We start from the raw sequence: 26017 nt of genomic DNA, 5'->3' as shown, positions 1-26017 counted from the left end.
TTGCCCGTCATCCATCTTGGACCAGGACCCTCCGGTCGTGCCAGCTTTTGGCAGGCAGACAGGAAGGGATGCGTCATGGATGGTGCCATCGCTCGCGCGGCGGATGAGCCGCAAAACGGAGCCGACTGGAAGGTCGGCGTCGATATCGGCGGGACATTCATCGATTTCTGCGCGCTCGAAGCCCGCTCCGGCCGCGTCGCCTCGCTGAAGGTGCTGACGACGCCGGACGATCCGGGCGCCGAGCTGATGACGGGTCTCACGCTTCTGGCCGAGCGCGAGGGCTTCGATCCCACCCGTATGACGCGCTTCGTGCACGGCACGACCGTCGGCATCAACACCGTCATCCAGCGCAAAGGCGCGCAGCTCGCGCTGTTCACCAATGCCGGCTTCGAGGACGTGATCGAACTGGCGCGGCTTCGCATGCCGGACATGTACTCGCTGTTCTGCGCGCGGCCGGATCCGCTGATCTTGCGCGACATGGTGTTCGGCATTCCGGCCCGCATGCGTGCCGATGGCAGCGAATCCCAGGCGCCGGACATGGCGGCCGTCGAGAGGGCTGTCGCGGTGGCGAAGGCGAACGGGGCGCAGGGGATCATCGTGTCCTTCCTCCATGCCTGGCGCAACGCCGCGCAGGAGGCCTCCGTCAAGGCAGCGATCGCGCGTCTTGCGCCGGACCTCTTCGTCTTCTCCTCGGCAGAGGTCTGGCCGGTCATCCGCGAATATGAGCGCAGTTCGACCGCCATCCTCAACGGCTATGTCCATCCGCGCGTGTCCGGCTATCTGACGGCGTTGGAAGACCGGCTGAAGGCTCGCGGCGTGCCGGCGCGCCCGATGCTGACGAAATCGAATGGCGGGCTGATGAACGCCGCAGAAGGCAAGCGCGCCTGCGTGAACATGCTTTTGTCGGGAACGGCCTCCGGGGTCATCGGCGCGTCGTGGCTGGCGCGTCAGGCAGGCGAGGACAAGGTCCTTACCCTCGACATCGGCGGGACCTCGGCCGACTTCGCGCTGATCATCGGCGGCGAGGCGCAGTTCGGCACCGGCGAGCTGATCGGCGAGTTTCCGCTTCACATCCCATCCGTATCGGTCAGCTCGATAGGCGTCGGGGGCGGTTCGATCGCCAGTGTCGACGCGCAAGGCGTGCTGCGGGTCGGACCGGAGTCGGCCGGCTCGACGCCGGGACCGGCATGCTACGGGCGCGGCGGCGAGCGGGCGACGGTGACGGACGCCATGGTGGTGTGCGGATGGCTCGGCCACAGCGAGATGGCCTACGGCCAGCTCAGGATCGATACCGGACTGGCGCATCGCGCGGTCGGCGAGCTGGCCGCGCGGCTCGGCCGCCCGGTCGAGCAGACCGCGCAGGCGATCCTCGACATCGCGGTGTCGGAAATGTTCGTCGAGGTCGAGAAGCTCGCCTCGCGCGCCGGCGTGGACCTGCGCGATTTCACGCTGATGCCTTTCGGCGGCGGCGGCCCGATGCTCGGCGCCTTCCTTGCCCGCGAACTCGGCATGAAGCGCGTCATGGCGCCGCGCCGCCCCGGTGTGGTGTCGGCGCTCGGCGGGCTGGTGGCGGACCTGCGCGGGGATTTCATCCGCACGATCTTCAGCTCGCTGTCGGCAGCGTCGCTCCCCGCCATCCTCGAGGCCTTCGAGGCGCTTGCGCAAGAGGGCCGCGACTGGCTTGCGGCGCAGGGGCACGATGCAGCCGCGCAACTCAATCTGTCCTGCGACATGCGCTATGTCGGGCAGAGCTACGAGATCGAGGTCGTCCTTTCACCGCAATGGCTGGCGGACGCCAACCCGGAGGCAATCAAGCAGGCCTTCCATCGCACTCATGAGCAGCTCTACGATTTCCACGACCCGGACGGCGAGATTGAACTTGTGAACGTGCGGCTGTCCGCCATAGGCGCGGGGCCGAAACTCTCCTTCCCGGAGACAGACGAGATCGGCGCCGCCGCCATTCCGGCGCGCCGCCTCCCGGTCTACACGGGCGCGAGCCTCGAAGTCGTGGACCTCCACGACCGGCAGACCCTGGTGCCGGGCAGCACCTTCCGAGGGCCTGCCGTGGTCGTGCAGGAAGACACCACCTTCGCCATTCCCGCGGGAGCGCAGGCGCGCGTCGATCGCCACCTCAACCTTCTGCTGACCTTCGCGGAGTGACGCCATGTTTGACCGGACAAACCTGCAGGTTCTGGCGAACCACGCCCGCGCCGCCGCCGAAAACATGGCCCACACGCTGCACCGCGCCGCGCATTCCGCCTTCGTCAAGGAGACGCAGGACTTCACGGTGATGCTGATGGACCGTTCTGGGGCGACCTTCGCCGTGCCGATGGAACTTGGCGCCACCTGGTATCCGGGGCTTTCCTATCACCGTGCGATCGCGATGGTGGGAGACTACCGGCCGGGTGACGTCGCCTTCACCAACGATCCTTATTCCGGCCACGTCGCCACGCACGCGCCCGACACGCATCTATGGAAGCCGGTCTTCGTCGACGGCGAGATCGTCGCCTGGACCGGGGGGCACATCCACAACACCGACATGGGCGGGGCGGTGCCGGCCTCGCTCAGCCGGGCGCTGACCGAAATCCATCAGGAAGGTATCCGCTTTCCGCCGATGAAACTGGTGAGGGAAGGCGTCTTCGACGAGACAATCCTCAGGATCATGAGCACCAATGTGCGCAAGCCCGACCTCAACATCGGCGACATCAAGGCGCTGGTCGGTGCGCTCAACACCGGCGAGCGCAAGATCCAGGCGATCGTGAGGAAGTTCGGCAAGGCCGGCTTCATCGAAGGTGTTGCCGCGCTTCTCGACCATGCTGAGGCGCAGGCGCGCGACGTGTTGCGCTCCATGCCCGACGGCACCTGGGAATTCGCCGACTATGCGGATGAGGATTCGGTCGAAGCCAATCCCTGCCGGCTGAAGCTGAGGCTGACAATCAAAAGCGACGAGGCGGTGCTCGATTTCACCGGCTCCGACCCGCAGCTCGGCTCCTCGCTCAACGTGCCTTCGGGCGGTGATCCGCGCCACACCGTGCTTTTGGTCGGCGTCTACTACGTGCTTTACACGCTCAACCCGAAAATCCTGCTCAACACCGGCCTCACCCGGCCCTTCACCTGCATCACGCCTCAAGGTTCGGTGCTGAACCCGGTTCATCCCGCAGCCGTCGGCATGCGCTCGCTCACCTGCGCCCGGCTGCGTTCGGTCATCTTCGGCGCCTTCTCGCAAGCCGTGCCGGATCGCCTGCCGGCAGCTCCGGCCGGCAACAACTGCATCGTCAACGTCATGACGGTCGATGAGCGGACCAGCCGGAGCGTCATCGCGGCGGTGAACCCGGTGGTGGGCGGCGGCGGGGCGATGCCGCATCGCGACGGCACTAACGGATCGGGCGCGGATGCCGCTTATCTCAAGAACACGCCGATCGAGATCACCGAGACCGAGACACCGGTCGAATTCGTGAAATACGGGCTCGCCAAGGACAGCGGCGGCGCGGGCCGCTGGCGCGGCGGGCTGGCGACCGAAATGGCTTTCCGCGTCTTTGCCCCCGACTCCAGGATCACGGCCCGCAACCGCGACCGCAGCTTCTTTCGTCCGTGGGGCGTGCTGGGCGGCAAGGCTGCCGGCCTGTCGGACATGGTCGTCAATCCGGGGGCCGCGCACGAGCGGCGGCTGGGCAATATCGACACCGCGGTCCTGCAGCCCGGCGACGTGCTCGAGATCCGCTCCGCCGGGGGTGGCGGGCGCGGCGATCCGCTTGAACGCGAGCCCTGGCGGGTCGCGCAGGACGTGCGGCGCGGCTATGTCTCGCCAGCCGTGGCCGAGCGCGACTATGGCGTCGTCCTCCGCGACGGCGCGGTCGACCAGCAGGCGACGGAACTGTTGCGCGCGCGGCACAAGCCGTCCGCCAGCCATTTCCATTTCGGCCCGGAGCGCGAAGGCTACGAAGCGCAGTGGACGCCGGCGGCCTATGACCGGCTCCACGCCCTGCTGGACGTCTTACCCATCCATTGGCGGTTCTTCGCCAAGACCGAGATCTTCCGCCGCATGAAGGGGCGCTCCGGGCCGGACGGCGTCCAGGCGGCCTTCGACGCGGTTTGCGAACGCTTCCCCGAACTGCCGCGTCCTAACCGGATGCCAGAGGCCGCGGAATGATCACGCCCGGCCGCATCGTCCGGTTGGCCGAGCGCGACCGGGCAAGGGTGCAGTTCCTTCTTGACGGTGAAATGCGCGGCGCGCTGGCGGGCGACACGGTGCTGACCGCCATGCTGGCGTCGGGCCACGCTCTGCGAAAGTCCGAGTTCGGCCCCGAGCTTCGCGCCGGCTTCTGCCTGATGGGAGCCTGCCAGGATTGCTGGGTATGGCAGGACGACGGATCGCGTCTGCGCGCGTGCACAACCCCTGTCACAGAAGGCATACGCTTACGCACGACGCCGCCGGAGAGCTGGCCGTGAGCGAGACCCCGTCGCCGAGGATCGTGATCGTGGGCGCTGGCCCCGCCGGCATCAGGGCCGCGGCGACGCTGGTCGAGGCCGGGCTCCACCCGATGGTGATCGACGAAGGGAATCGCGCGGGCGGGCAGATCTATCGTCGTCCGCCTGCCGGGTTCGTCCGCACGCCGGAGCAGCTCTATGCGTCGGAGGCGACGAAGGCGCGCGCGCTGCATGCGCTGTTCGACCGGCTGGCCGAAGAGGGGCGGCTCACCCATTGCGCGCTGAGCTCCGTCATCGCCATGCACGAGGGGCGGCTGCACTTGCTGGGCGAGGGCGGCGTGGAGGTGATCGGCTATGACCGCCTGATCCTTGCCACCGGCGCGTCCGACCGCGTCGCTCCAATCCCGGGCTGGCAGAACGCCGGCGTCTACAGTCTGGGTGCTGCGCAGATCGCTCTCAAGGCGCAGGGCGTGGCCCTCGGGCGGCGCATCGTCCTGATTGGATCAGGGCCCTTGCTGACGCTGGTCGGTGCTCAGCTCCTCAAGGCTGGAGCTAACGTGGCGGCGGTGCTCGACACCTCTCCCTGGCGCCAGCAGATGCGTGGGTTCTGGAACCTCGCCGCCCGTCCGATCGTCGCGCTGCGCGGCCTTGTCCTGCGGGCGAGACTCGGCGGACGCTATCATGCGGGCGTGACGCTCGAGCGGATCGAGGCTGACGCGTCCGGTGTCGCGGCCTTGCGATGGCGCGATGCCGGTGGCCGGGAGCGCCTCACCCCGTGCGATATGATCGGCATGGGCTGGCATCTGCGCGCCGAGACGCATCTGGCTGATCTGGCGGGTTGCGCCTTCACCTATGACGAGCAGTGGCGACAATGGCTGCCGAAGACCGACGAGATGGGTCGGGCCGGCAACGGCGTCTACATTGCGGGCGACGGAGTCCGCCTTCTCGGGGCAGACGGCGCGGAGATCGCGGGCAGGCTCGCCGCGGCGGCGTGCCTGTCCGATCTCGGACGTCCGGCGCCCTCAGCCAACGGCGACCTGCGCAAGCTCGCGCGGCTCGAGCGCTTTGCCCGCGGCCTGGCGACCGCCTTTCCGTGGCCGGAGGCGATGGCACGGGCACTTCCCGACGAGGCTATCGTCTGCCGCTGCGAGAACGTGACGGCCGGAGCCGTACGCGAGAGCGTGGAATGCGGTGGCGGCGAGGCCAACAGGGTGAAATCGCTGTCGCGCGTCGGCATGGGTCGCTGCCAGGGACGCTATTGCCAACTCGCCGCCGCCGATCTCGTCGCAGGGCGGGCCGGCTGCACCGCCGGTGCCGTCGGCAGGTTCCGTGGGCAAGCTCCTGTCCGGCCGGCACCTGTCGGGGCCATTATCCGGGAACGCTGATGCAGTTCCAGAGGTCACGGGCTCTAGAAATCGGCGACCTTCCCCCAGGCCGGAGCATCGAAGCGCCGTGGATCGTAGGATGTCGGGTCGACGATCGGCTCCGACCCCGTGACCAGGTCGGCGACGAGGTGCCCCGCGCCGGGCCCGATGCCGAAGCCATGTCCCGAAAATCCGGCCGCCAGGAAGAAACCCGGAACCGTCTGGATCTCGCCGATGGCAGGCACGCCGTCCGGTGTGCTGTCGATGTAGCCGGCCCAGGCGGCGCTGATTTTGGTCCTTCTGAGATCGGGCAGCAGTTCGAGCGCGCGGGCGTGGGTGAGGCGGATCGTCGCCTGGTCAGGGACTGGATCGAGGATGCGCATGCGCTCCATCGGCGTCGGGTGGTCGAGCCGCCAGCGTTGCAGCGTCTCGTGGCCCGAGCGCATGCCCTCCAGCCCACCGGGCGCGAGGCTGCGCCACCGCTTCAGGAACATGGGAACGAACTGCGGGGAGAAGCGCAGCTGTTGCGACGTGACGTCGACGCGGCCGCGGCCGCTGATGGCGAGCGTGTAGCCGCCGTCGCCGCGACGCGTGGCGGAGATGCGCGCCGTGTGCAGCGCGTCCGGCAGGCCCTCGGCGCCGGGCGAGACGGACAGGATCGAGGAGCGGATCGAGGCCTGCGGAAAGCGGAAGCCGAACTGCCGGCAGAAGGAGGACGCCCAGGCACCGCCGGCCATGATCGCCACCTTCGTCCGGATCGTTCCGCGTTCGGTGACCACGCCGCTCAGGCGCCCGCCCTCGGTCTCGATGCCGCGCGCCGCGCAGATCTGGTGCACAGTGCTTCCGAGCTTCAGGATGGCGCGGGCGACCGCCGGCGCGGCCTGCGACGGGTCGGCGGTGCCGTCGGTCGACGAGAAGACGCCGCCTTTCCAAGTCCGGCCCGTGGCGCGGCCGCGCGCGCCGGCCTCGGCGCTGTCGAGCATGTGCGTGATGACGCCGGCCGTCGTGGCGAAGTCGCGCCAGCGCGCCCAGCCGGCCAGTTCCGCTTCGTCATTGCTGAGATAAAGCAGGCCGCAGCGGCGGAAGCCGGTGTCCTCGCCGGTCTCCGCTGCAAAGCGCTCCCACAGATCAAGGCTGCGGGTCGCCATCGGCAGCTCGCGGGCATCGCGGTTCTGCTGGCGGCACCAGCCCCAGTTCCGCGAAGACTGCTCGGCGCCGATGCGTCCCTTTTCGACAAGCGCCACCTTCATGCCGCGCCGCGCCAGGGAATAAGCCGCGAAGACGCCGACGATGCCGCCGCCGATCACCACCGCGTCCGCGGACTGCGGCAGTTGGCCAGATGTCTCGATTTGCTGCAGCGGCGCGCGCATGGTCCTCTCTGTCTTGAAGCCACAGTCTAGCGTGCTTGGCAGGCAGTCGCTGCTGCAGTTGAGGCTGAAGCAGAATTTTATTTCGGCGACCCCGCTGAAATCGGGAGTCCTTGCGCTTCAAGCGGTATTCCTTCGGATGGACAGGCCGGCGGGCTGTGATAGTCTCGATGGATCTTACATGACAGCATTTTGTGCTGTGGCACGCTTTCCCTGGAGACTGCCATGAAGCTCGATCGGATCGACATCAAGATTTTGCACGAACTGCAGAAGAACGGCCGCATCACCAATGTGGAACTGGCCGAGCTGGTGCACCTGTCGCCCAGCCCATGCTTGATGCGGGTCAAGAAACTCCAGTCGGAAGGCTACATCGAAGGCTATTCCGCGCAGGTCAATCTCGGCAAGCTCGGTCAGACGCTGACCGTCTTCACCGAGATCACCTTGAAGAACCATCGCCAGGTCGACTTCGCCCGCTTTCTCGCCGTCGTCGAGAAGATCGACCAGGTCATCGAATGCCACCTCGTCTCGGGCGGCTACGACTATTTGATGAAATTTGTGACCGCCGGCATCGGCGAGTATCAGACCATCATGGAGCGGCTGACCGACATGGACATCGGCATCGACAAGTATTTCAGTTTCGTGGTGCTGAAGTCTCCCATCGTCAAGGCGCACATGCCTCTGCCAAGCCTGTTCCCGATGTAGTCAGCAGTGGCCGCGCCGAACTAGGGTCCTGCGCACCGCGAAGGCATCGCAAAACCATGCGCGCGACCGCTGAAAAAGATCATCACCGTTTCTCGCGCTCATTCTTGCGGCGCATTGCACGCTTATCCCTCCACGCGTAGAGCGAATAGACGAACGGGATAAACCATGGCTTGCCCTGGTAGAATGGCACTGCCTTCGGCGGGTCGAAGTCGAAGGCCGACAGGGCCTTCTCTGTCTGGCCAAGAAGTTTGAAGGCAGCCTTCTTGCCGAGCCAGCGCGCCCAAACCACGCCGGATCCGCAGAACCCGGTAGCATAGACCGTATTCCCTACGGTAAACATTCGCGGAATCATATCGCGGTTCATGGCGACTTGGCCGAACCAGCTATGCGTGAGGCCAACACCAGCCAGTTCGGGAAATATGCGGCCGAGTTCGAAGCCCAGGTGTGTGGTGGGCGAAAGCGGATCTCCTTCCGTCGTGCCGTCGCGCCCGCCAAATAGAATGCGCGAGCCGTCTGGCGACGGACGATAGTAGTAGCTGAGCTGCCTCGTGTCGCCGTACATCATGCGCTTCGGCATCAGGCGTTCCATGACGCCGTTGCCTAGAGGCTCGGTGGCGACGATACGGCTCCGCACCGGCACGAGACGACGGCGAAGCCAGGGATCGAAGTCGTCAGTATAGGCATTGGTGCACACCAGCACCTTCTTGGCGAAGACCTCGCCACGCGATGTGGCGACACGCACGCCGCCGGCCTCGGCGACCATCCCCAGCACCGCCGTATCCTCGTGAATGACTGCATCGGTTGCCCGGGCGACCCGCAATATGCCGGCCAGCAGCTTGGCGGGATGAAGACCACCAATGTCCATGCGCGCGAAGCCACCCGCGTAGACCTCCGTGCCGATGTATCGCGATACTTCCGCACGGGAAACTGAAAATGCCTCAATCCCTAGGAAACGTTGCAACAACTCGGCGTATCGGCTCAACTCTTCGCATTCGCGTTCATTTATCGCTCCGTCGAAAAGGCCAGAAAGGAAAAAGTCGCACTCCACCTGCTCCCCTTCGAGAAAGGCCCAGAGATCCTCTCGCGCAGCCTTTCCTTCCATCAAGATGCCATTGGCGCGGGCTTCACCAAACCTACGGATCAATTGTTTGCGGCTTGGCCTTATGCTGCCGCTCGCCATGCCGCCGTTTCGGCTGGACGCGGCTTGCCCTATCGGTTGCCGGTCGAAAAGCTGAACGCTGCGTCCGGCCCTCGCGAGCTCGATGGCAGCCGACAGGCCCGCATAGCCACCGCCGACGATGGCGACGTCGCATCTGGGGATCACCGGCCACACCGGCAGAGCAGAAAACGCGCAGTCGTCCCACCAGTACGGCGTGGACTTAAACGGACGTGCGGAGATGGGATCCATGGCGTGCATCTCTGGTTCAATCCACGCGCTCAATCGCGCGAGACCCAGAGCTTCCGGGTGGGCTCGATCACCCGCCAGACCCCCGTGAATCCTGGGTGCATGACGAAGGCATCGCCCGCTGCAATTCGGCGCGGCTCGAACCCATCCTCGATGAGTTCCGAAACCCCCGAAAGGATGTAGCAAAATTCGAAGGTCCCGCCTTTGATGGAACGATAAGCGCCAGGCGTGGCCTCCCATACGCCAGCCTGTACTTGGCCATCAGCGGTCTGCGCGATATCCCAAGTTAGAAACCGGGGATCACCTTCCGCGCGCCGTTCCGGCAGCGGTTCGCCTCTCCTGGGTTCGGGGAGATTGTTCTGATCGAAAAAGGTAAGCTTGGACATAGGGCACCCTTTCAGCGTGCGGAATGCCGTTCGAAAGAGAGACGCCTTTCGATGGCATGCAGGGCAGTCAGACAGATGACGTTGATTGCAAGATAGAAGGCAGCGGTGACGACGAAGATTTCCAAGATGGCGAATGTCTCGCTCATCAGCCGTTTCGCGTAGCCGGTGATTTCAAGCACCGTTATGGTGGAGGCAAGGCTCGATTCCTTGACGATAACGGCGACTTCGGTGCTGTAGGAAGGCACGGCCTGACGCAGCGCCAGGGGAAACTTGATACGGTGGAAGACCACCCATCCGGACATGCCGCAGGCCTCTGCCGCCTCGATCAGTCCGCGCGGTAGCGAGAGCAGGGCAGTACGGAAGATCTCCGCCGTATAGGCACCGGTATTGAGAATGACGGCAAGGATGGCAGCGTGAAGACTGTCGCCGATCAGCCACCATAAAACCGCGTTGTGGCGTATGAAACCTATCTGCGCGAGGCCGTAATAGATCACAAAGATCTGTACGAGCATCGGTGTGCCCCTGAAGACCGCGCAGTAGAAATCGGCGCATTTGCGAACCGTGCCGGTCTGGCAAATGCGGGCTGTTGCCAGCAGGATGCCGAATGGTAATCCAAGACCGACGCCGAAAGCTGCAATCAGCAGGGTCGTCTTCGCGCCGGTGAGGAGAAATGGAACCGCATATGTAACGATGCTGGAATCCATCCTAACCTCTACTAAAGCCGCGGTTGAAATATTTCTCGGCGCGGTTGAACAGAACCTGGCTCACGGCGGTCATGGCGAAGAACATCGCGGCCGCCATGCAATAGAATAGAAGCGGCGAGCGCGTGATTCCTGCGGCGACCGCTGCCGCTCGCATCAGTTCCTGCATACCGACCACGGATACGAGCGAGGTATCCTTGATCGTCATCTGCCACACGTTGTTGATCCCACCCAGAGCCAGTCTGAGGGCGAGCGGTAGCGTCACGCGAAAAAAGGTCACGCGTGGCGACAAAGAAAGCGATCGAGCCGCCTCCAGGAGGCCAATGGGAACTGCCTGCAGCGCGCCTCGTATGACTTCTATCGAGTACGCGCATGAGATGGCGGCGATCGCGACAATGCCGATAAGGAATGGATAGGCGTTTTCGGCGCTATCCGCGTAGCCGAACGCCGAGGCAATGCTTTGCACCCAGTCGACGGAGCCGAAGAACAGGAGATAAATGACCAGTAGTCCCGGAACGCCGCGGATGATGATGCTGTAGGCATCAACAAGCTGTGACAGAACAGGAACCTGACGCCAACGAAGGATGGCAAGCGGTATCGCCGCCGCCAATCCTACAACCACGCCAACAAAGCCGATCAGAAGCGTGATACCGGCCCCGCGCAGCAGCGCGAGGAGCCAGCCCTTCTCGACCATCAGCACCCAGATATCGTGCAACATGAAAGCATTCCATCAGACCGTCGCGACATTTGCCGCGACGGTCTGTTGCCTGTCGGTGATTACTTGTTGCACGCGATGGTGTAGTCGTCCTTGAACCAGTTTTCCGAGGCAGCCTTCACCTTGCCGCTGTCGATCATGTTGCAGAGCGCGCCGTCGAGCTTGGCCTTGAGTTCGGTATTGCCCTTGCGCAGGCCAACACCCATGCCATAGCCCAGCGCTTCGTGATCGTCCGCTCCGGTGACCTTGACGTCGATGCGGGCAAAGTTGGCGCCGTCCGGTGAGCCGAGGAAGTCGACCCAGGTCGGGGAATCGCCGAATGCAGCGTCGAGCCGGCCTGCCGCCAGATCGGAATTCTGTTGGGTCGTGGCGTCGTAGGTCTTCAGGTCCGCGGTCGGAATATGTTTCTTGATGAACTGCGCGTATGTGGTGCCATTCACGACACCTATGGTCTTGCCGGCCAGCCCCTTCTCGATTTCCGCAAGACTCTTTAGTCCCATGAGCGAAGAATCCTTCGGAACCACGAAATACTGGGGTGTGGTTGCATAGGGGACGGAGTAGTCGATCTTCTTCATTCTTTCGTTGGTGATGCCGAGACCCGAGATGATGACATCAAAGCGATCGCTGTCCATCGACGGCACCAAGGAACTGAACGTCTGGACCACGAATTTGCATTTGACCTTAAGCTCGGCGCAAATGCCGTTGGCGATATCGGCGTCGAAGCCGGTAACGTTGCCGTTGGCGTCGGCCATGCTGAACTGCGGGGCATCGCCTTCGGTGCCCACGCGTAAGACGCCGTCCTCGGCCCATGCGACGCTTATTGCCGCCGCCGCCATCAGCCCGGATAGGCAGATTGAGCGAAGTGTGTTCTTTACGAGCATTTTGAGTTACCCCTCTTTGCTTTCTGTTTGATGGCCGCCATCAGGCGGCAGTTGAAATAACGCTGGATAGGAACCGGTTCACCGCCTCGGATGCGGGATTTCGAAACAGTTCTTCCGGCACGGCATCCTGCTCAACGATACCGTTGTGCAGGAATATCATTCGGTTCGACACCTCTCGTGCGAACCTCATTTCATGCGTGACGAGGAGAATGGTCGCTCCGTCGCCGGCAAGCGTTCGGATGACCTTCAAGACCTCGCCGACAAGTTCGGGATCAAGCGCGGAAGTTGGTTCATCAAAAAGCATCAGCTTGGGCTCCATCGCCAAAACGCGCGCGATTGCCACGCGCTGCTGCTGCCCACCCGAAAGCTGGCTTGGATACCGGTGGCCAAAGTCGGCCATGCCCACCTTGGAGAGTGCGGAAAGCGCTGTCTCATCCGCCTCTCGCTTGCCCTTCCGCAGTACGTAGATCAGTGCTTCGGTCACATTCCCGAGCACGGTTCGATGGGGCCACAGGTTGAAGCTCTGAAACACCATGCCGATGCGGCGACGAAAAATCCTGATGTTGGCTGCGTTGACGATTTTCGTTTCGCGGCTTTCGTTCTCAAAGGCGGAAATCGCATCGCCCATCACCTCGATCTCACCGGAGCTCGGGGTCTCAAGAAAGTTAATGCATCGTAGCGCGGTGCTCTTTCCCGAGCCGGAAGAACCAACGAGCGAAATGACCTCGCCTTGCCGCATCCGGAAGCTCACCCCGTTGAGAACGCTGGCAGCGCCGAATGCCTTGCGAAGTTCGTGAACCTTCAGAACAGGAGCCATGCCCAGGCGCCTCCCGTCCGTGCCGTGGTGAAGAGATGTAGAACCGATCGACGGTCCATTTCGGCGACATCTTCGCTGGTCGTCATTCTCGGATCCCTAAGGGGGCCAAATCGCAGAAACAGACGAATTTCAGTTCAACGAAATTCGGCGACGGATGCTGTTGCGCGCCCTCCTGTTCAAGGCCGACTGCTTCCATCTGCATTCCACCCTCGAGGACTACAAAACGTAACCTCAGCTTATGTCCGTCGGGGCACGCAATTTCGTCTTATTCCATTGAATTTCCGCAGAATTCCTGCCAATCGTAGGTTTGTAAGAGGAAACGCTCCGAACGCGTCGGAGTCGGACCGCGGCAGGGTAAACCAGGTCTTCGGATCGGCGCTCACCTCGCGCCCGTTTTTGCGGCACGTTCTTGCAGAGATTCAGATCGCGGGCTGCCTGCACCACGCCGTTGACAGGCCTAGACGCATCATCAATCAAGACAATGCTCGAAATCGATTGGCATGGAAAACCCAACCTTCACTCGATCCATGACAACCATTGTCTTGAACCCCTTGATGTCGTGATTCTCGTAGAAAAATCTCCGGGTAAAAGCTTCATAATCTTCCATGCTTCGGGATGTGACAATGAGAACGAAATCTGCTTCTCCCGTAACGTAGTAGCCGTTCATCACTTCCGGAGTCTGGCGGATCGATTGTTTGAAGCGGTCGACGATGTCAGCTCGTTCGCGCTCGAGCGAAACCAGCACGAGCATCGCAATAGGCCGGCCGACAGTCTTGGGTTTCACGATCGAAACGTCAGCTTCGATTGCTCCCCCTTCCCGAAGCCGTTTGAGACGACGCTGGACCGCCGTTGCCGACAGGCCGACCATTTGGCCAAGCTCTTCCGTGCCGTGGCGATTGTTGGTCTGCAGAATATTAAGCAAGCGAGAGTCCAGTCGATCAAGCTTCATTCTGCCTGCCTGCGCGTTGATCTGGTGACACAATCGTGGCTGAAAAACTTGCCGTCACTCCCAGTCTTCCGGCCTATTCCGATGTAGTCAGCGGTGACCATACTGGCTGACGAGCTCGGGGTCGCGGACGAGGCCGTCGAGCCAGGTCGGGTCGAGCTTCGGCACCGAGGAGAACAGCAGCTTGGAGTAGGGGTGGGTGGGCGTCTTCACCTTGTCGGGCGTGATCTGCTCCACGCGCTCCCCATTGTACATGACCATGATCTCGTCGCAGATGGCCTCGACGACCGAGAGATCATGGCTGATGAAGATGTAGGACAGTCCCAGCTCGCGTTGCAGCTCCTTGAGCAGCTCGATCACGGCGGATGCCACCACCGTGTCGAGCGCCGAGGTGATCTCGTCGCAGATGATGAGCTTCGGGCCGGCCGCCAGGGCGCGCGCGAAGTTCACGCGCTGCTTCTGGCCGCCCGAGAGCTCCGATGGATGACGGTAGCGCAGCGCCCTTGGCAGGCGCACCATGTCGAGCAGTTCATCGACGCGCTTGGAGCGCGCCTGCCTGTCGAGCCCGTGATAGAAAGCCAGCGGTCGCGAGATGATGTCCTCCACCGGCTTGGCCGGATTGAGCGCGGTGTCGGCATATTGGAACACGATCTGCATCTCGCGCAGCTGGTCCTGGCTGCGTCTCCTGGCCGCGCGCTCCAGTTCCTTGCCGTCGTACACGATCTCGCCGGCAGCCGCCGGGTGGATGCCGGCGATAACCCGCGCCAGTGTCGATTTTCCGCAGCCGGATTCGCCGATGACGCCGAGATTGCGCCCCTTGTCCACGACCAGACTGACGGAATCGACGGCCCGGATAAGCGGCAGTCCGTCATCTCGTACCGGGCCGTAGCCGGCCGTCAGATTGTCGATACGCAAGAGCTCTTTCTTTCCGGCATCCGCGTCGGCCTGCGCTTGCCGCGGCTTTGGTTCGAAGGCGGCCAGCAATTCACGCGTGTAGGGGTGCTGGGCCGCCGAAAGGATTTCAGCGGTCGCGGCGGTCTCCTGCACTTCGCCGCCCTTCAGCACCACGATCCGGTCGGCGATCTGGGCAACGACCGCGAGATCGTGGGAGACGTAGACACCGGCGATGCCACCCGCCCGCATGACCGACTTGAACGCCTTCAGCACGTCGATCTGGGTCGTCACGTCGAGCGCCGTCGTCGGCTCGTCGAAGATAACCAGCTTGGGATCGCCGATAAGCGCCATGGCCGCGGCCAGCCGCTGCAGTTGCCCACCCGAAACCTGGTGCGGATAGCGGGCGCCGATTCCTTCCGGATCGGGTAGCGACAGGGCCCTGAACAGCTCGACCGCACGCTTTCGCGCCTGTTCGGGCGGCATCAGCTTGTGGATGCGCGTGACCTCGATCACCTGCTCCATGATCGTCGATGAGGGATTGAAGGCGGCGGCGGCGCTTTGCGGAACATAGGCGATGTCGGTGCCGCGCAACCTGGCGCGTTCCTTTTCGGAAAGTGCAGCCATGTTCTTGCCGTTGAGATTGATCTCGCCGCCGGTGATCCTGCAGCCGGGTCTTGCGTGACCCATGAGCGAAAGCGCCACCGTGGTCTTGCCGGAGCCGCTCTCGCCGATCAGGGCGATGATCTCGCCCTCCGCGATGTCGAGGCTGACGCCCTTGATGATCTCGACCACCCGGCCGGCATCGGTCGTCGCCTCGATCCGCAGGTTTTTGACCTCGACGAGATTGGTCATGCTCAAGCGTCCCTGTCCCTGATCTTCTGCGGCAGGTTGTCGATCAGCAGGTTGACGCTGATGGTAAGGCTGGCGATCGCCAGCGAAGGCACGATGACGGCGGGGGCCGCGAAAGGCAGGCCGCCGATATTCTCGCGCACCAGCGCCCCCCAGTCGGCTAGAGGCGGCTGCAGGCCAAGCCCAAGGAAAGACAAGCCCGAGAGCAAGAGCACGATGAAGACGAAGCGCAGGCCGAAGTCGGCCAGCACCGGACGGATGATGTTGGGCAGGATCTCGGAGCCGATGAGATAGACGGTACTCTCGCCACGGACGCGGGCAACGGTCATGAAGTCCATCGTGTTGATGTTGACGGCGAGCGCCCGCGCGAAGCGGTAGGCGCCCGGGATGTAGATGACGGCGAGCGTCAGGATCAGCACCGGGATCGACGAGCCGACCGCGGCGACGACGACAAGGCCGAACAGCTTGCTGGGGATGGAGTTCATGGCGTCCAGGAAGCGGCTGAGGCAAGTGTCGAGCCAGCCGCCGGTGACAGCCGCGATCATCCCCAGCACGACGCCCGAACAGCAGGCGATGGAGACAGCGGCGAGCGATATGCCGACGGTGTAGCGCGCGCCCATCAGAACCCGCGAGAGCATGTCGCGCCCCAGATAGTCCGAACCCAGCCACAGTCCCTGGCGCATCGGTCCGAAATAGTCGTCGTCGACGATGTCGCCGATCGGATGCGGAATGATGTAGGGCGCGAAGATCGCGACCAGCGTCCACGCCAGGATGACCATCGAGGCCACGACGCCGACAAGGTTGTAGCTGTGGCCCAGGAAGGACCGTCGGGGGGATGCCGCGCGCGCCATCGTCATCTGAGCCTCGGGTTGGACATGATGGCGACGATGTCGGCCGCGGTGATGAGCAGGAGATAGCCGAGGCAGAAGATCATCGCGCAGCTCTGGATCAACGGCAGGTCGCGGGTCGCGACCGCATCGACCATCAGCTTGGCGATGCCGGGATAGTTGAAGATCGTTTCCACGATTATGACGCCACCGACCAGATAGGACAGCGAGAGCGCGACCGCGTTGACGATCGGGCCCAGAGCGTTGGGAAGCGCATGCCTCAACACCATGCGGCTGCGCGAAGCGCCCTTGAGAAGCGCCATCTCTACATAAGGCGTGGACAGCGTTTCGATCACCGCGGCGCGGGTCATGCGGATCATCTGGGCGGAGATGACGAAGGTGAGCGTGATGACCGGCATCGCATAGATGCGCACAATGTCGGTCAGCGAATGCGCCTCGTTGACCGAGGACAGCGCCGGAAGCCATCTGAGATAGACGGCGAAGAGCAGGACCGCCAGCGTCGCGACCATGAACTCCGGCACGGAGATGACCCCGATCGAAAGGATGGTGACGGCGCGGTCGTAGACGGAGCCGCGCAGCATTGCGGCGGTTATGCCGAGCGTCAGCGCCAGCGGAACCGAGATCAGCGTGGTGATGCCGCCAAGCTTCATGGTGTTCACGAAGCGCCCGCCGATCAGCGCCGCGACCGGCATCTCGTTGGCATAGGAAGTGCCGAGGTCGCCGTGGAGCAGGCCGAGAAGCCAGCGCAGGAAGCGCAGGATCGCCGGATCATTGAGATGCATGGCCTCGCGCAGGCCGGCGACCGCTTCCGGCGTCGCAGCCTGGCCGAGAAGGATCGACGCTGTGTCGCCAGGCAGCATGCTGGTGGCGAAAAACACGGCGAACAGGACGATCAGAAGGGTGACGAGCGCGACCGCCAGCCGCTTCAGCACGAGGTTTAGAACCCCAGACTTCATGGAAGCTCCCTGCGGTTGCGTTCAGTCAAGCAATTTTGCGCAATGCAGTGCCGGGGACCGGTTGACCGGCCCCCGGCAGGCGCCTCTCAGGCTTCGAGCCAGAGGTATTCGGCCATTGCGTAGCCCATCATGCCACCGAGCGGGTTCGCTTCCAAACCCTTCACCTTGCTGGAGAGGGCATCCACGTTGGAAATATAGGCGGGGATGATGGTGCCGGCCTCCTCGGCGACCATGACCTGCATCTGGTTGTAGATTTCCTTGCGCTTGGCCTGGTCGAGAGAACCGCGCGCCTCGACGAGCAACTTATCGAACTTCTCGGACTTGTACTGGCTCTCGTTCCACGGCGCGTTGGAGGCATAGAGGAGCGAGAACAGGATGTCCGGCGTCGGGCGTGGGTTGATATTGCCGAAGTGAACCGGCGCCTTGAGCCAGTAATTGTCCCAGTAGCCGTCGGACGGAACGCGCTGCACATCGAGCTTCATGCCGATGTCCGCGCCGGCCGCCTGAATGATCACTGCCATGTCGATCGACGAGGTCGCGGCGTCGGAGGCGACCACGGGGATGGACTGGCCGAGCACGCCCGCCTTCTTGAAGTGGAATTTCGCCTTGTCCGGATCGAACGCCTTCGGCTTGAGGTCGGCATTGTGGAAGATATTCGCCGGCGAGACAGGCTGGTCGTTGCCGATTTCGCCGAGGCCGCGCAATGCCGATTTGACGATCTGCTCGCGGTTGACGAGATACTTCATGCCGGCGACGAAGTCGGCCTTGCTGCCCGGATCCATGTCGAGCCGGATGTTGAGGTCCGTGTAGTTGCCCGAGGTGGTCTTCGACAGTTCGAAACCCTGCTGGCCTGCGATGAGCTTCATGGCACGCGGATTGATCGAAGCTGCAAAACTGATGTCGCCGGAAAGCAGGGCGTTGACGCGGGCGCTGTCGTCGCTGATGGCGATGAACTCGAACGAGTCGAGATAGGGCTTGCCCGACTTCCAGTAGTTCTTGTTCTTGGTCACGACAGACCGCACGCCCGGCTCGAACGTTTCCAGCACGAAGGCGCCGGTGCCGTTGCCCTTCGAGAAATCCGTTGTGCCGTCCTGGACGATCATGAAGTGGTGCAGGGCCAGGATGGTCGGCAGGTCGGCATTCGGATCGGCGAGCGTGATTTCAACCGTCGACTTGTCAACCGCCTTGAAGCCGGTCATCTGCGCGGCGATCTTGGCGACCTTGGAACCGACCGCTTTGTCGAGGTGGCGCTTCAGCGAGAAGACGACGTCGTCGGCGGTGAGGTCCTTGCCGTCGTGGAAGGTGACGCCCTTGCGCAGCTTCACGGTCCAGGTCTTGGCGTCCTTGCTGTCGAAGCTTTCGGCCAGCTCCATCTGCGTCTTGCCGTCCTTGTCGAGGAAGGTCAGGCGATTGTAGAGCGAGCAGCAGCGGACATAGTCGGTGGAGAGCGACGCCTTCGCCGGATCGAGCGTGTCGGCGGTCGACGACGACCAGCCGGCTGCCTTGAAGTTTCCGCCGGAGACCGGCGTCGCGGCGAGGGCATTGGTGGCACGGCCGAGCACCACGCTGCCCGCGGCAACCGCGGCGCCGCCGGCCAGCAGCATCTTGAGGAGTTCGCGGCGGCTTGCGCCCCGCCGGATGGCGTTTTCGACCATGGCATCGTCTGCGCCGGTCCAGTTCGTGATCTTGTCGGTCATGTTCATTCCCCTTTCTGTTGTTTCGTCGGGATGCGCGTCTTGATGCGGCTTTCCGGGCTTGGGCTCAGGTTCGTTCCTTCAGGCTTTCCCGCACGGCTGCCGCGAAGGCGGCCATTGAGGTGAAGTGGTAGTCGGGCACGGTGAAGCGCTCGGGCTTGATCGTGCCGCCATAGCCCTTCTGGGCATGACGGCGCTCGATCCAGCAATTGGTCATGCCAAGCGCCCGGGAGATGCCGATGTCGTGATGCTGGCTTTGCGCGACGTGCAGGATGTCGTCCTTGCTGTCGCCGCGGGACGCCACGAAATCGAAGACCTTATGGAAGAAAACCGGGTCGGGCTTCTCCGCGCCGGTATCGTCGGCTGTGAAGGTGGCGAAGAAGGGCGATCCGAGTTGCTTCTCGAAATGATCGAGCGCCCAGCGCTGGGCATTGGTCATGGCAATCAGCTTGTGCGACTTCGCAAGCTCAGCCAATGCCGCCGCGCTGTCGGGGAAGCCTTTCCACGAGCTCGCGGAATCGCGCAGGCGAACGCCGTATTTATCATCGGCCGGCAGGCCGAGCCGCGGCGCAATGACCATGTAGACGCGTACGAGATCGTCGGGGAATAGGCTCGCATCGGGCATATAGCGGGCCTGTCGGTAAAGGCTCAACGCTTCCTCGCCATCGATGGAAACACCGGCCTCGGCGGCAATGCCGGCCAGGCAGGTCGTGATGCCGCCTTCGAAGTCGATCAGCGTGCCGACCACATCGAAGGTCATATATTTGAATTCGCTAAAGCCCCTGGCCAAGACTGGCTCTCCTCTGCGCGCGGTCGAATTGCATGCGATGAACAGAACAAAATTCCGTGCTGTCCGGGGCGTCGGCCTGTTTCAAAAGCCCGGAAACCTGGGCTCGCTGGCCTTGTCGTAAAAGCAGTCTGGCACTTCCCCCGCGCTGGATTCGCCGAATTGGCGCGGGGCCGCGGCACAAAATTGCGAAATCGTCTGCCCCGGCGATATTTCGAGATGCGAAAAATCGGGCGCCGGTCATGCCAGTGCCTTGCGGACATCGGGATCGTCCAGCGTCTGGTCCAGCGTCCGGCGCGTGCGCTCGACGATCGCATCGATGTCGCTGTCCGTGCAGCAGAGCGGGGGCGCATAGCCGAGAACTCCATGGGCGAACGCGCGGATGATGAGGCCGTTGTCCCACGCCCTGTCGAAGACGCGCCGGGCCGGCATGGCCGACGCCGGAAGCGGCGTCTTCTTTTCCTTGTCGACCACCAACTCGATCGCGGCGAGCATGCCGCGGCCACGCACCTCGCCGACGAGCGGGTGGTCGACCAGGCTTGCCAATCCCGCCATCAGGCGGGCGCCAGCCTTGATGCCGTTCTCCAGCAGGCCGCCGTCTTCATAGAGCCTCAACACCTCGAGCGCGACGGCGGCGCTGACAGGATGAGCCGAATAGGTGTAGCCGTGACCGACCGCAGCGGCGCCCGCGCCATCGGCGATGACGTCGTAGACGTGATCGGCCATGAAGACGGCGCCCATCGGAACATAGCCGGACGTCAGCCCTTTCGCGGTCGTCATGAAATCGGGGACGATGTCCTCCTCCGTGCAGGCGAACAGCGGTCCCGTGCGACCGAAGCCGGTGATCACCTCGTCGGCGATGAACAGGATGCCGTATTCCCGGCAGAGCTCACGTATCGCCTTGATCCAGCCCTTCGGCGGGACGATGACGCCGCCCGAGCCCTGGATCGGCTCGGCATAGAAGGCGGCGACCCGCTTCGGCCCGATCTCCTCGATCTTGGCCTTCAGCGCGGCGAGCGATGCGGCGATGATCGCGTTCCCGTCCTCGCCCACCGGGTTGCGATACGGATAGGGCGAGGGGATCTTGTGCTGCCATTCGAAGGGAATGCCGAAACCGGCGTGGAAGGCGGGCAGGGCGGTGAGGCCGGCGCCGACCACCGAGGATCCGTGATAGCCCTGCTCGATGGAGATGAACTGGTCGCGTCTCGGCTCGCCCCTGGCATTCCAGTAGTAGCGGACAAAACGGATCGTGCTGTCGACCGCGTCGGAGCCTCCGAGCGTGAAGTAGACGTGATTGAGATCACCGGGCGCGCGCTCGGCCAGCTCGGAGGCGAGCCTGATGGCCGGTTCAGAACCGAGGTCGAAATAGGCGGTGGCGTAGGGAAGCTCGCGCATCTGCCGGGCCGCCGCCTCGACGATGCTGTGGTGGCCATAGCCGGCGTTGACGCACCAGAGCCCCGCGAAGCCGTCGACGAGTTGCCGGCCTGACGCGTCGGTCACGGTTGCTCCCTTGGCCGATTTCAGCACCCGCACCCCGAGCGCCTCGTGGCCGCGATATGAGGAGACCGGATGGATGAGATGGGCGCGGTCGAGTTCGATCAGGGAATTGGCGAGCATTGTTTTTCTCCGAACTAGCCGAGCGCCTGGTTGGCGAGGGCATAGACCTTTGGCCTGGCGTGTTTCGAACCCGTCTTGGGCGGACGATCCATGGCGATGCCGCCACCGACATGGGCGAGGCCGATTTCTCCGAGCCAGCCGGCGATGCCGGTCCTGCTGTCGGTGTCTACGCGCAGGAAGGCGCCGGCGCGCGGCGCGGCGAAGAAGCCGATCAGAGCCTTCGCTGCATCGGCATCTCCGGCGATGACCGGACCAATTACTTCGCCGCGTCCGAACGGTCGGATCGCGGCATAGGCCTCAATGGCGCCGTTGCGTCGGATGACGGCGAATTCGCCACGCTCGGCCAGCGCATCGATCAGGGCTTCACGGTTGGCGCCGTAAGCGTCGCGGTCCTTCGCCTTGATTTCCGGCAGATCGCCGGTGTCTGCGGCCTGCACGCCATCGGGCATGCCAAGCGCCGTGACGTTACCCTGATGTTGCAGGATGGTGCCCGACGGCACGAAGCCGAGCTTCTCATAGAGAGGCATGCCGTCCGTTGTCGCGACGAGCCGCAGCGGACGGTTTCCCGCGAGGGTGAAGGCCTGTTCCATCAGCTTGCGCCCGAGCCCCTTGCCGCGCGCGTTCCTGTCGACGATCACCATGTTGATCATGGCGCAATCCGTGCCATAGGGCGTTACCAGGATGGTTCCGGTGACGCGGCCCTGGTCGTCGAGCGCGACCGCGCCGCTGGAGAGCTGCAGCGCCATCTGCCAGTCCTGCGGACGGTGCGGCCAATTCTCCTGGCGAGAAAGCGCGACCGCGCCCTCTATGTGGTCCGGCCCGAAGGCCCGGATTGCGATTTCGCCCTGCTGCATGAGGCATCCTTCCGTCTGCGCCCAAGTCTCGGCCATCGGCGCGCCGCAGATCGTCTGAAGGCTTCGGCTTCGGCGGTATCATTCGCCGTTGCTCGGGGCGCGCGCCGCATCTTGTGCTGCACTACCCCCGGCGGATGCGTTTCACGGCGTGGGGCGGCACTGCCATCGACAGGCAAGATGCTATCGCGTGCCAAACCGGGCCACGGATACAGAACTTTCTGCTTTCGAATAGCCCATTTCGGTCAGGTGGCCCGCCGCCTGCCGGCCTATGATGAAATACATCCAACGCGGATGTGCTTCCACCGGAGATCGACGGACATGGCTTCTTTCAGGCCCAAATACATCACCTTCGACTGCTACGGCACGTTGACCAATTTCCAGATGGCGGAAGCAGCGCGCGACCTCTACGGCAGCCGGCTGGATGAGCCGCGCATGCTGGAATTCATCAAGAACTTCGCGGCCTACCGGCTCGACGAGATCCTGGGCGCCTGGAAGCCCTATGCCGACGTCATCCACAATGCGCTCGAGCGCGCCTGCAAGCGCAACGGGGTCGTCTTCAGCCCTGACGACGCCAGGATGGTATATGAGCGCGTCCCGACCTGGGGGCCGCATGCGGACGTTCCGGCCGGCCTGGCGAAGGTCGCCAAGGAAATTCCGCTGGTCATCCTCTCCAACGCCATGAACGCGCAGATCATGTCCAATGTCGAGAAGCTCGGCGCACCGTTCCATGCCGTCTACACGGCCGAGCAGGCGCAGGCCTACAAGCCTCGCTTCAAGGCGTTCGAGTACATGCTCGATAGGCTGGGCTGCGGTCCGGAAGATATCCTTCACTGTTCGTCTTCATTCCGCTACGACCTGATGTCGGCGCACGATCTCGGCATCAAGAACAAGGTGTGGGTCAATCGCGGCCACGAACCGGCCAACCCCTATTACGGCTATGTCGAGATCGCCAATATTTCTGGTCTTCCGGGCGTGATCGGGCTTTGAGACAGGCGGGCTGCCGATGAAATTCGTCTCCTATTGGCACGACACGGCCCCCGTCTTTTCCGGCGGGATGAAAGGCCCGCTCGAGGGGCATTACGATGCCGCCATCATCGGCGGCGGCTTCACCGGCCTCGCCGCAGCACGCCAATTGGCGAAGGCCGGCGCCAAGGTGGTCGTGCTGGAGGCGGAGCGCGTGGGCTGGGGCGCATCCGGGCGCAATGGCGGGCATCTGAACAACGGCCTCGCCCACAGCTACCTTTCGGCCAAGGCGGAACTCGGCAAGGAACGCGCGATCGCGCTCTACCGGGCGCTGGACTCATCCGTCGACGCCATCGAGGCGCTGGTCGCCGAGGAAGGCATCGACTGCAATTTCCGCCGCGCCGGCAAGCTGAAGCTCGCCTCCAAGCCGCAGCATTTCGAGGCGATCGCCCGCAACTTCGAAGCCATCCATGCCGAGGTCGATCCGGATACGGCGCTGCTGTCGGCGAACGATCTCACCTCCGAGATCGGCTCGCCCTTCCATGGCGCGATGCTGTCGAAGAAAAGCGCCATGATGCATATGGGCCGCTACGCGGCAGGCCTGGCCACGGCCGCCGGCCGCCACGGCGCCGTCATCTACGAGAACGCGGCGGTGACGGATCACAAGCAGACCGGCAAAAGGCATGAGCTGGTCACATCAAGCGGCCGGATCAGCGCCGACAACGTGCTGGTGGCGACCGGCGCCTACACGACGCCGAATTTCGGCTATTTCCGCCGCAGGATCATCTCCGTCGGCAGCTTCATCATCGCCACGCGGCCGCTGAGCGAGGCCGAGATCGCCGCGACCATGCCGGGCAACCGGACATGCGTGACCTCGATGAACATCGGCAACTACTTCCGGCTTTCGCCCGACAACCGCCTGATCTTCGGCGGTCGCGCGCGCTTTTCGGCGACCTCCGACCAGCGTTCCGACGCCAAGAGCGGACAGATATTGCGGGCGAGCCTCGCCGCGATCTTTCCGCAGCTTGCCAAGGTCGAGATCGACTATTGCTGGGGTGGGCTGGTTGACATGACCAAGGACCGTTTTCCGCGCGCCGGCTACCATGACGGGGTCTGGTACGCGATGGGCTATTCCGGCCACGGCGCGCAGCTATCCACCCATCTCGGCATGATCATGGCCGATGCCATGCTCGGCCGCGAGGATTGCAATCCGATGAAAGGCGTCGAGTGGCCTGCCATTCCCGGCTACTCCGGCAAGCCCTGGTTCCTGCCTGTGGTCGGTCTCTATTACAAGATGCTCGACCGGGTCCAGTAGGGGAGTAGGGGAGTAGGTACAGGTGCTCATTCCCTACTGCCTTACTCCCCTATTCCCTTACTGCCCTATCCCCATATGAAAGCTCTTCATCTCGAGATATTCCTCGATGCCGGCCTGGGCGCCCTCGCGCCCGAGGCCGGACTGCTTGACGCCGCCGAAGGGAGCCACCTCCATCGAGACCGAGCCGGTGTTCAGCCCCACCATGCCGAACTCCAGTGCCTCGCCGACGCGCCAGGCGCGTTTCAGATTCTCGGTGTAGAAGTAGGAAGCAAGCCCGTAAGGCGTGCCGTTGGCCAGCGCGATCGCCTCCTCTTCCGTTTCGAAGCGGAAAAGCGGTGCGACTGGACCGAAGGTTTCCTCGTCGGCGAGCTGCATGTCGTTTGTCGCACCAGTCAGCACCAGCGGGGCAACATATTGCGGCCCTTCCGGCAGAGCCGGCCTCTGCGTGACTATCTCAGCACCTTTGGCAAGCGCATCGTCTACGTGGCGGTTGATCTTCTCAACCGCGGCCATGTTGATCATCGGTCCGATGGCGACGCCGGCTTGAGTGCCGGGCCCCACCGTCAAGGCGTTAACGCGGGCGGTGAGCTTCGCGGCGAAAGCGTCATAGATGCCGCCCTGGACGAGGATGCGGTTGGCGCAGACGCAGGTCTGGCCGCCGTTGCGGAATTTCGAGGCGAGCGCGCCCTCGACGGCGAGGTCGAGATCGGCGTCGTCGAAAACGATGAAGGGCGCGTTGCCGCCGAGCTCCAGGCTGAGCCGCTTCACGCTATCGGCCGCGCCGCGCATCAGCAGCGAACCGACGCGCGTCGAGCCGGTGAAGGAGATCTTGCGCACGGTCTCGTTCGCCATCATCTCGTTGCCGATCCCGGCCGGCATGCCGGTGACGATGTTGATGACGCCGGCGGGAATGCCCGCCCGTTCGGCGAGCACGCCGAGCGCCAGCGCCGAATAGGGCGTGAACTCGGACGGCTTGACGACCACTGTGCAACCGGCCGCGAGCGCAGGCGCGACCTTGCGGGTGATCATCGCGTTCGGAAAATTCCACGGCGTGATGATGCCGCACACGCCGACGGGTTCCTTGAGCACGATGATGCGACGGTCTGACGCCGGCGAGGGGATGGTGTGGCCGTTGATGCGACGCGCCTCTTCCGCGAACCATTTGACGAAGGAAGCGCCGTAGCGGATCTCGCCCTTGGCCTCGTCGAGCGGCTTGCCTTGTTCCGTCGTCAGGATCAGCGCCAGATCGTCCAGATGCGCAAGCATCAGGCCATGCCAGGCCTCCAGCAGGGCAGCGCGTTCGGCGTTGGTCTTCTTCCGCCAATCCCGATAGGCGGAGGCCGCTGCGTCTATGGCCGCGCGGGTGTCAGAACCGGCCATGTCGGGCACCGTGCCGATCGCGGCCTGGGTCGCCGGATCAATGACATCGACCGTCCCGCCGGAGGCGGCGGCGACCCATTTGCCGCCGATCAAGCCGGTCTCGCGGAAGAGAGTTTTGTCTATCAAGCCTTTCATCGAAAACGACCTT

23 protein-coding genes are annotated in these 26017 nt (G+C 63.7%); 7 read left to right on the top strand and 16 right to left on the bottom strand.

The genetic code is table 11. The features are described from left to right. Window positions 1-75 precede the first annotated feature (75 nt). Genes EN874_RS27560 through EN874_RS27545 form a run of 4 tightly spaced genes read left to right on the top strand, consistent with a single transcriptional unit; the run spans window position 76 to window position 5813 of the window. Window positions 76-2160, top strand: coding sequence for a hydantoinase/oxoprolinase family protein (locus EN874_RS27560; protein ID WP_127428389.1), 2085 nt, complete (start codon window positions 76-78; stop codon window positions 2158-2160). Between the two features lie 4 nt (window positions 2161-2164). Then, window positions 2165-4150 carry a hydantoinase B/oxoprolinase family protein gene (locus EN874_RS27555; RefSeq protein ID WP_127428390.1) on the top strand — a complete coding sequence of 662 codons (1986 nt, stop codon included), beginning with the start codon at window positions 2165-2167 and terminating at the stop codon, window positions 4148-4150. Further along, window positions 4147-4449, top strand: coding sequence for a (2Fe-2S)-binding protein (locus EN874_RS27550; RefSeq protein WP_127428391.1), 303 nt, complete (start codon window positions 4147-4149; stop codon window positions 4447-4449). The genes EN874_RS27555 and EN874_RS27550 overlap by 4 nt, the downstream gene beginning before the upstream one ends. Then, window positions 4446-5813, top strand: coding sequence for an FAD/NAD(P)-binding oxidoreductase (locus EN874_RS27545; protein WP_127428392.1), 1368 nt, complete (start codon window positions 4446-4448; stop codon window positions 5811-5813). The genes EN874_RS27550 and EN874_RS27545 overlap by 4 nt, the downstream gene beginning before the upstream one ends. A 23-nt stretch (window positions 5814-5836) precedes the next feature. On the opposite strand, the gene EN874_RS27540 is transcribed toward EN874_RS27545, so the two are convergent. Next, complete coding sequence (locus EN874_RS27540; protein ID WP_127428393.1) at window positions 5837-7162, bottom strand: FAD-binding oxidoreductase; 1326 nt, start codon at window positions 7160-7162, stop codon at window positions 5837-5839. Between the two features lie 222 nt (window positions 7163-7384). On the opposite strand from EN874_RS27540, the gene EN874_RS27535 reads away from it, so the two are divergent. After that, window positions 7385-7861, top strand: coding sequence for an Lrp/AsnC family transcriptional regulator (locus EN874_RS27535; RefSeq protein ID WP_126085504.1), 477 nt, complete (start codon window positions 7385-7387; stop codon window positions 7859-7861). 82 nt (window positions 7862-7943) lie between these two features. On the opposite strand, the gene EN874_RS27530 is transcribed toward EN874_RS27535, so the two are convergent. The 14 genes from EN874_RS27530 to EN874_RS27465 form a co-directional block, all read right to left on the bottom strand. After that, on the bottom strand, window positions 7944-9278 hold the full coding sequence (locus EN874_RS27530) for an FAD-binding oxidoreductase (RefSeq protein ID WP_127428394.1): 1335 nt from the start codon (window positions 9276-9278) through the stop codon (window positions 7944-7946). Between the two features lie 20 nt (window positions 9279-9298). After that, window positions 9299-9652, bottom strand: coding sequence for a cupin domain-containing protein (locus tag EN874_RS27525; RefSeq protein WP_127428395.1), 354 nt, complete (start codon window positions 9650-9652; stop codon window positions 9299-9301). Window positions 9653-9663: 11 nt separating this feature from the next. Further along, window positions 9664-10356 (bottom strand): ABC transporter permease subunit, encoded by a 693-nt coding sequence (locus tag EN874_RS27520; RefSeq protein ID WP_127428396.1) that lies wholly within the window; start codon window positions 10354-10356, stop codon window positions 9664-9666. Window position 10357: 1 nt separating this feature from the next. After that, the gene (locus tag EN874_RS27515) at window positions 10358-11071 is read right to left on the bottom strand and encodes an ABC transporter permease subunit (RefSeq protein WP_126085500.1); all 714 of its coding nucleotides are present in this window, start codon (window positions 11069-11071) and stop codon (window positions 10358-10360) included. Between the two features lie 59 nt (window positions 11072-11130). Continuing rightward, entirely contained in the window at window positions 11131-11904 is a 774-nt protein-coding gene (locus EN874_RS27510; protein ID WP_245513707.1) for a transporter substrate-binding domain-containing protein, read from the bottom strand. 85 nt (window positions 11905-11989) lie between these two features. Beyond that, window positions 11990-12766 carry an amino acid ABC transporter ATP-binding protein gene (locus EN874_RS27505; protein ID WP_168247631.1) on the bottom strand — a complete coding sequence of 259 codons (777 nt, stop codon included), beginning with the start codon at window positions 12764-12766 and terminating at the stop codon, window positions 11990-11992. Between the two features lie 469 nt (window positions 12767-13235). Further along, window positions 13236-13715, bottom strand: coding sequence for an Lrp/AsnC family transcriptional regulator (locus EN874_RS27500; RefSeq protein WP_127428399.1), 480 nt, complete (start codon window positions 13713-13715; stop codon window positions 13236-13238). A gap of 87 nt (window positions 13716-13802) precedes the next feature. After that, window positions 13803-15458, bottom strand: coding sequence for an ABC transporter ATP-binding protein (locus EN874_RS27495; RefSeq protein WP_127428400.1), 1656 nt, complete (start codon window positions 15456-15458; stop codon window positions 13803-13805). Window positions 15459-15460: 2 nt separating this feature from the next. Then, entirely contained in the window at window positions 15461-16312 is an 852-nt protein-coding gene (locus EN874_RS27490; RefSeq protein WP_127428401.1) for an ABC transporter permease, read from the bottom strand. Then, window positions 16309-17259 (bottom strand): ABC transporter permease, encoded by a 951-nt coding sequence (locus EN874_RS27485; protein ID WP_126085494.1) that lies wholly within the window; start codon window positions 17257-17259, stop codon window positions 16309-16311. The genes EN874_RS27490 and EN874_RS27485 overlap by 4 nt, the downstream gene beginning before the upstream one ends. 86 nt (window positions 17260-17345) lie before the next feature. Beyond that, a complete protein-coding gene (locus EN874_RS27480) occupies window positions 17346-18956 on the bottom strand; it encodes an ABC transporter substrate-binding protein (RefSeq protein WP_127428402.1) in 1611 nt (536 codons plus the stop codon). 64 nt (window positions 18957-19020) lie between these two features. Next, window positions 19021-19743, bottom strand: coding sequence for an HAD-IA family hydrolase (locus EN874_RS27475; RefSeq protein WP_127428403.1), 723 nt, complete (start codon window positions 19741-19743; stop codon window positions 19021-19023). A 237-nt stretch (window positions 19744-19980) separates the two neighbouring features. Next, entirely contained in the window at window positions 19981-21357 is a 1377-nt protein-coding gene (locus tag EN874_RS27470) for an aspartate aminotransferase family protein (protein ID WP_127428404.1), read from the bottom strand. A 14-nt stretch (window positions 21358-21371) separates the two neighbouring features. Next, window positions 21372-22211, bottom strand: a complete 840-nt coding sequence (locus EN874_RS27465) for a GNAT family N-acetyltransferase (protein ID WP_127428405.1) — start codon at window positions 22209-22211, stop codon at window positions 21372-21374. A gap of 318 nt (window positions 22212-22529) precedes the next feature. Between EN874_RS27465 and EN874_RS27460 the strand changes: the two genes are divergently transcribed. Both EN874_RS27460 and EN874_RS27455 read left to right on the top strand, forming a co-directional pair. Further along, window positions 22530-23198 (top strand): haloacid dehalogenase type II, encoded by a 669-nt coding sequence (locus tag EN874_RS27460; protein ID WP_127428406.1) that lies wholly within the window; start codon window positions 22530-22532, stop codon window positions 23196-23198. Between the two features lie 16 nt (window positions 23199-23214). Then, window positions 23215-24489 carry an FAD-binding oxidoreductase gene (locus EN874_RS27455; protein ID WP_127428407.1) on the top strand — a complete coding sequence of 425 codons (1275 nt, stop codon included), beginning with the start codon at window positions 23215-23217 and terminating at the stop codon, window positions 24487-24489. A gap of 57 nt (window positions 24490-24546) precedes the next feature. On the opposite strand, the gene EN874_RS27450 is transcribed toward EN874_RS27455, so the two are convergent. Beyond that, window positions 24547-26004 carry an NAD-dependent succinate-semialdehyde dehydrogenase gene (locus tag EN874_RS27450; protein WP_127428408.1) on the bottom strand — a complete coding sequence of 486 codons (1458 nt, stop codon included), beginning with the start codon at window positions 26002-26004 and terminating at the stop codon, window positions 24547-24549. Window positions 26005-26017 lie beyond the last annotated feature (13 nt).

The sequence above is a fragment of the Mesorhizobium sp. M1D.F.Ca.ET.231.01.1.1 genome (assembly GCF_003999155.2).
Lineage (GTDB): Bacteria > Pseudomonadota > Alphaproteobacteria > Rhizobiales > Rhizobiaceae > Mesorhizobium.
Note: the sequence above shows the minus strand (reverse complement) of the source record. Positions and strands in the feature narration are given on the sequence as shown.

What these genes read in the sequence shown, in the direction of transcription:
- EN874_RS27495 (WP_127428400.1), bottom strand. Translation starts at nt 15,458, where the DNA reads ATGACCAATCTCGTCGAGGTCAAAAACCTGCGGATCGAGGCGACGACC.
- EN874_RS27510 (WP_245513707.1), bottom strand. Translation starts at nt 11,904, where the DNA reads ATGGCGGCGGCGGCAATAAGCGTCGCATGGGCCGAGGACGGCGTCTTA.
- EN874_RS27520 (WP_127428396.1), bottom strand. Translation starts at nt 10,356, where the DNA reads ATGGATTCCAGCATCGTTACATATGCGGTTCCATTTCTCCTCACCGGC.
- EN874_RS27465 (WP_127428405.1), bottom strand. Translation starts at nt 22,211, where the DNA reads ATGCAGCAGGGCGAAATCGCAATCCGGGCCTTCGGGCCGGACCACATA.
- EN874_RS27460 (WP_127428406.1), top strand. Translation starts at nt 22,530, where the DNA reads ATGGCTTCTTTCAGGCCCAAATACATCACCTTCGACTGCTACGGCACG.
- EN874_RS27540 (WP_127428393.1), bottom strand. Translation starts at nt 7,162, where the DNA reads ATGCGCGCGCCGCTGCAGCAAATCGAGACATCTGGCCAACTGCCGCAG.
- EN874_RS27535 (WP_126085504.1), top strand. Translation starts at nt 7,385, where the DNA reads ATGAAGCTCGATCGGATCGACATCAAGATTTTGCACGAACTGCAGAAG.
- EN874_RS27500 (WP_127428399.1), bottom strand. Translation starts at nt 13,715, where the DNA reads ATGAAGCTTGATCGACTGGACTCTCGCTTGCTTAATATTCTGCAGACC.
- EN874_RS27455 (WP_127428407.1), top strand. Translation starts at nt 23,215, where the DNA reads ATGAAATTCGTCTCCTATTGGCACGACACGGCCCCCGTCTTTTCCGGC.
- EN874_RS27550 (WP_127428391.1), top strand. Translation starts at nt 4,147, where the DNA reads ATGATCACGCCCGGCCGCATCGTCCGGTTGGCCGAGCGCGACCGGGCA.
- EN874_RS27450 (WP_127428408.1), bottom strand. Translation starts at nt 26,004, where the DNA reads ATGAAAGGCTTGATAGACAAAACTCTCTTCCGCGAGACCGGCTTGATC.
- EN874_RS27480 (WP_127428402.1), bottom strand. Translation starts at nt 18,956, where the DNA reads ATGACCGACAAGATCACGAACTGGACCGGCGCAGACGATGCCATGGTC.
- EN874_RS27560 (WP_127428389.1), top strand. Translation starts at nt 76, where the DNA reads ATGGATGGTGCCATCGCTCGCGCGGCGGATGAGCCGCAAAACGGAGCC.
- EN874_RS27530 (WP_127428394.1), bottom strand. Translation starts at nt 9,278, where the DNA reads ATGCACGCCATGGATCCCATCTCCGCACGTCCGTTTAAGTCCACGCCG.
- EN874_RS27485 (WP_126085494.1), bottom strand. Translation starts at nt 17,259, where the DNA reads ATGAAGTCTGGGGTTCTAAACCTCGTGCTGAAGCGGCTGGCGGTCGCG.
- EN874_RS27515 (WP_126085500.1), bottom strand. Translation starts at nt 11,071, where the DNA reads ATGTTGCACGATATCTGGGTGCTGATGGTCGAGAAGGGCTGGCTCCTC.
- EN874_RS27555 (WP_127428390.1), top strand. Translation starts at nt 2,165, where the DNA reads ATGTTTGACCGGACAAACCTGCAGGTTCTGGCGAACCACGCCCGCGCC.
- EN874_RS27505 (WP_168247631.1), bottom strand. Translation starts at nt 12,766, where the DNA reads ATGGCTCCTGTTCTGAAGGTTCACGAACTTCGCAAGGCATTCGGCGCT.
- EN874_RS27470 (WP_127428404.1), bottom strand. Translation starts at nt 21,357, where the DNA reads ATGCTCGCCAATTCCCTGATCGAACTCGACCGCGCCCATCTCATCCAT.
- EN874_RS27525 (WP_127428395.1), bottom strand. Translation starts at nt 9,652, where the DNA reads ATGTCCAAGCTTACCTTTTTCGATCAGAACAATCTCCCCGAACCCAGG.
- EN874_RS27490 (WP_127428401.1), bottom strand. Translation starts at nt 16,312, where the DNA reads ATGACGATGGCGCGCGCGGCATCCCCCCGACGGTCCTTCCTGGGCCAC.